This window comes from Pseudonocardia sp., from assembly GCF_025965585.1.
GTDB lineage: Bacteria > Actinomycetota > Actinomycetes > Mycobacteriales > Pseudonocardiaceae > Pseudonocardia.
In genome coordinates, this window is record NZ_JAOPWR010000116.1 from 1 (window position 1) to 4648 (window position 4648).

Genomic DNA, 4648 nt, shown 5'->3' on the forward strand with positions numbered 1-4648 from the left:
GGCGTGCAGCTTGCCCGGCCGGCGTCGGGGACGTCCCGGCCGTCCGCGGCGCTCACGGACTCCGGGGTTGGTGTCCAGCAGCGGCGCGAGCATCGTGCTGTCATGCGCGTTGGCCCCGGTGACCAGCGCGTGCAGCGGTCACCCGCCACGGTCGCACAGCACGTGGTACTTGCTTCCGGCCTTGCCGCGATCGGTCGGGGACGGCCCGGTCAGTTCACCGCGGCGCTTGGCCCGCACGCTCACGCTGTCCACCGCAGCCCGGGACCAGTCGAGCAGGTCGTGCTGGGCGAGCCGGTCGAGCACGACCCGATGCACCCGCTGCCACACCCCGGCGTGCTGCCACTGGCGCAGCCGCCGCCAACAGGTAACGCCGGACCCGCAGCCGAGCTCCTGGGGCAGCTCGTTCCAACTGATCCCGGTCCTGAGGACGAAGACGATCCCGGCCGGCGCCGCCCGGTCCGGCACCCGCGGCCGCCCGGTCCGTCCGCGCTTCGCCCTCCGAGGCTGCGGGATCAGCGGTTCCACCAGCTCCCACAACTCGTCGCTAACCAACCGCTCGACACACGATCGCCTCGACATCGACGGCGATGATCAGCTATCACCGCAGCTCCACACAGGACCGACACGCCGACTTCTGAAACGACGGCTGAACACCAAGATCAGTCAAATCTATGTAAGCGTTTCAGAATCACGGGACACTAGGTGGAAGATCGAGATTCCAGTTGGCTGCACCCGGAGACTGCGGCTGGCGGTGAAGACAGCGCCTCATGCGGGCGCGACGATGAACTCGAAAGACCGTTTCAGTCCCCAGGCAGTCCCGCAGCCGCCCAGCACACCAGCACCAGCAGGTGCCATCTGCTACTCGGCGGCCTGACCGTGACCGCTGGCTGGAGACACCCACGCCCGCCGGCCTGCCGTGCAAATGGAGCTGATGATGATTGCGCCGCGTATTCCACTCAATTTCTTCGGCATGCCGTTCGGTCTAGCGGGTCTGGCCGGCAGCTGGGTCACGATGGCTGACTACGGTCATGCTCCCGAGACGGTCGGTGATGTGCTGCTGGGCTTGTCCGCGCTGGTGTGGCTGATTGTGCTGGGGGCCTACCTGCGCTACGTACTTTCCGACCGGACGGCGCTCGTGCGTGACCTGCTCGATCCGATCGGGGCACCGTTCGCCTCGCTCGCGGTGATCACCCCGATCCTGCTCGCCAACGAGGGCGTGTACCCGCACGCCGCGCAGACCGGACGCGTCCTGGTCGACATCTTCATCGTCCTGACCGTGATACTCGGGGCATGGCTCACCGGGCAGTGGATCTACGGTTCGCTCGACCTCGACAAGTTCCACCCCGGCTACTTCCTGCCGACCGTCGCCGGCGGCCTGATCGCGTCGGCTGCCGCGGCCGAGGTCGGCCAGCAACGGCTCGCGGGCGTGCTGTTCGGGCTCGGCGTGATCTGCTGGCTCCTCCTGGGCTCGATCATCCTGGGACGGCTGCTGTTCCGGCCGCTGCTACCGACCCCGTTGCTGCCGACGCTCGCGATCGAGGTGGCGCCGGCCGCTGTCGCCAGCCTCGCCTACTTTGCACAGCACGGCGACCATATCGACGCGGTCGCGGCCTTCGTCGGCGGCTACGGCCTGTTGATGGTCCTGGCACAGCTGCGGCTGCTGCCCGCCTACGTCCGGTCGCCGTTCATGGCAAGCACCTGGGCGTTCACATTCGCCTGGGCAGCAGTCGCCAGTGTCACCCTGCATTGGCTGCAGGACCTGAAGCCGGCCGGTTACCACGGCTACCAGTACCTCGTCCTGACAGCGATCAGCGCGTTCATCGGCGCGATCGCACTGCGCACGCTCGTCGCAGTCCGGCAGCGGCAACTGCTCCCGCAACCCGCTCCGACAGCCGCCGCACATCCTGGCGTCACGTCCGTCACTGTCGATGCCGACCATGTTCAGGCCTGAGCCCGACCGGACGCGACGCGGGGCTGGTCCTCATCACGACCCAGAACAACCACCAGAAAGCCGTGCACGCCCTAGACCGTGCGGGACCCGGGTGATCGCGATGGGTCTCAACCTGGAGCGGTCCGACGAGATGCTCGCCGCGGGTCGGGTCTGGGTGGACGGTGAAGCCGGTGACCGACTCGCGCCATCCGCCGCCGTGGCCGACATCGATCCACTACGGCCCCAGCTGAGGGGGAACCTTCCGCGCAGGTCGGTGCCGGCTGACGGGGCAGGCTCAGTACCACCACTTCCTGGCGCAGTAGCCGCCGGTCAGGCGCCGTCGGGCAGGCCCTGGGCGCCGAGGATGGGCCACGTAACGCAGCTCGCGGCCGTAGCGGTCGGCGAGCTGGCTGAGGATTGGGGCGATTCTCTCGCGTACGGGACCCCTGACGGGTCTGTGAACAGCGCGCGGCCGATCTGGGCGCAACCACCTGCACACCGAACTGGTGCTCGAGGTTGTTCACGTTCGATGCCTTGCCGGTGACGTAGCCGGTCACGGGGATCGGCTTGCCCGGCACGAGCCCGTTGGAACTGCTGCTTCGGCTCAGGTTGCCGGCAAGGACGGTCTTGCCGTTCTCAGTGAAGGCGATCGAACGCTGTTGATCTTCAGTTGCATGTCGATGTTCGTCTCGCCGTCGTAGACGAGATCCGCGTTGACCTCGCAGCCGACGAAGCCGCCGTCGCAGCTGGGTGTGGTCACGTTGCTCAGCTTCCAGCCGGCCGGGTCAGGCAGCGCCATTTGCCCGGCCTCGTTGGAGTAGAAGGAGACCGTGGCCGCGTCCGGTGGCGTGTCACGCACACCGTTCGGCCTGTTCACGACCAGGAGCTGCTGGTGCGGAGCGAGGACGACCTCGTCGTTCCCATCGGTGGTGTCGAGTGTCTTGCCGCCGCCGGTGACGGTCACCCGGTACGGGCTGACCATCGGGAAGTCGCTCGGGTTGACGACGGTGAAGGTCACTGCCGTGTCGTACCCGGTTGCGTTTGGCAAGCCGTACGGCAGCGCGGTGACGCTGACGTCGCCCACGAGGTCGGCGACATCTGGTTGCTGGGTCGGGATGACGTCCGACGTCGTCGGCGCAGGGGCCGACTGGGCCGGAGTTCCCGTTTGGGGTTGAGCGCTGCAGGCGAGAGCCGTCATGGCCACTACGAGGAGGCCGACAGCGATCCTGCCGCGAGCGCCAGCAGCCTTCCTCAGGGCAACCGAACGTCCACGTCTCGGCATAGCGCTGCCACCCCGGTCCGAATTCAGCAGATCCGCGGAATCGTCACACGCGGTGGATCGCCGGGTTTCGAGATGAGGTGGATTACCCCCTGACGGGTGACATCGTCGCTGACACGCGTCGTCGGCCGCCGACGCTGTATCTGCCGCAGTCGCCGTGCAGGATTCCCCGCGAGGCTTGGGCCGGGTCGGGCCCGGTGGGGCGGGCGGGTTGGCTCCGGAGGTGGAGTCAGGAGGCGGTTTCCTCGATAGGGGCGCCCTCGGCGGCCCGCTGCACCGACTCGCAGCCGTTCCGCGCCGCGGCCTTGGTCTCGTAGGCCTCGCCGGTCGCGACGACCTGGCCGTTGCTGGCCTTGAGCCGGAAGCGATACTTCCCCGCCCGGTCCTGGTACACCTCGAACTTTCCCGCCATTCCAACCTCCACACCGTGATGATCAATTGCGGGCCGACGGTAGCCGCTCCCGCCGGGATCAGGCCGCTCCGAGCCACGATCGGATGACGTGCGCCAACCGGCGGGACGTCTGAGTCTGCACGGAGGCCGCAGCTCTGCCAGTGGCGTGGCGACAGTTGCCGCGGTCGTCCTAATTGGGGGCGGCCTGGCCGCGCAGCTGCGCGGCGTAGGCGCGGGCCTTCGCCGCCGACGTGGCGTGCTCCCCCGCCTCGCCCGGGCGGCGGACGCGGCGAGGGCCTCCTCGAGCTCGGCCTCCCGCTCCGCGAGCGGGGCCAGCAGCGCCAGCGGTGGGGCGCCCTCGTAGGAGGCCCACAACTGGCGGCGCACCCCATCGAGGTGCAGCAGCTCGCGCAGCGGGTTCATCCGCTCCAGCGCGTCGCTGACCGCATGCTCGCCGGCGACGGGATCGCCGGGCTCGCGGTGGCGCACCACCCACTCATCCAGTTGCCGCGCAACCAGCCCCGGCGGGTCGGCGAGCACCTCGGGTAACCCCTCGTCGTCGACCCTGCCTCGGACCGCGGCCCGCTCGATCTGGACGCTTCGGTCGTGTCTGTCACAGCGAGAAGGAGCAGGCGGCGCCGACGTTCAAGAAGACGTTCGGGTTTCACCCGATGCTGGCGTTCTGTGGCAACACCGGCGAGTTCCTCGCCGCGAGCCTGCGGCGCGGGAATGCGGGCAGCGACACCCGCCGCTGATCACCTCGAGGTGCTCGACGTCGCTCTCGCGCAGTTGCCCGACGAGCACCGTCACGGCACCCCGATCCTGATCCGGGGGGACACGGCCGGCTGCCCGCGGGAGTTCCTCGCGCACATCCGCGCCCTCCGGGATCAGTCGGTGAGCTGCGAGTTCTCCGTCGGGTGGGCCGCCACCGACAAGGAGCGCGCCGCGATCACCGCGATTCCGAGGACGGTGTGGGCGGACGCGATCGACGCCGACGGCGGCCACCGTGACGGCGCCGGGCTGGCCGAGATCACGGGTGTTCTGCCGG

3 protein-coding genes and 2 pseudogenes are annotated in these 4648 nt (G+C 69.0%); 2 read left to right on the forward strand and 3 right to left on the reverse strand.

Annotated features, from left to right (window positions below):
- Window positions 1–579, reverse strand: a pseudogene (locus JWR81_RS07065) (IS5 family transposase); the annotation flags it as partial.
- A 343-nt stretch (window positions 580–922) separates the two neighbouring features.
- On the opposite strand from JWR81_RS07065, the gene JWR81_RS07070 reads away from it, so the two are divergent.
- Window positions 923–1951 (forward strand): hypothetical protein, encoded by a 1029-nt coding sequence (locus JWR81_RS07070; protein ID WP_297648365.1) that lies wholly within the window; start codon window positions 923–925, stop codon window positions 1949–1951.
- A gap of 583 nt (window positions 1952–2534) precedes the next feature.
- Here the strand turns inward: JWR81_RS07070 and JWR81_RS07075 are convergent.
- Complete coding sequence (locus tag JWR81_RS07075; RefSeq protein WP_297648366.1) at window positions 2535–3128, reverse strand: hypothetical protein; 594 nt, start codon at window positions 3126–3128, stop codon at window positions 2535–2537.
- Between the two features lie 310 nt (window positions 3129–3438).
- Entirely contained in the window at window positions 3439–4140 is a 702-nt protein-coding gene (locus JWR81_RS07080; RefSeq protein WP_297648368.1) for a YegP family protein, read from the reverse strand.
- Window positions 4141–4329: 189 nt separating this feature from the next.
- Between JWR81_RS07080 and JWR81_RS07085 the strand changes: the two are divergent.
- A pseudogene (locus JWR81_RS07085) lies at window positions 4330–4648 on the forward strand (IS1380 family transposase); the annotation flags it as partial.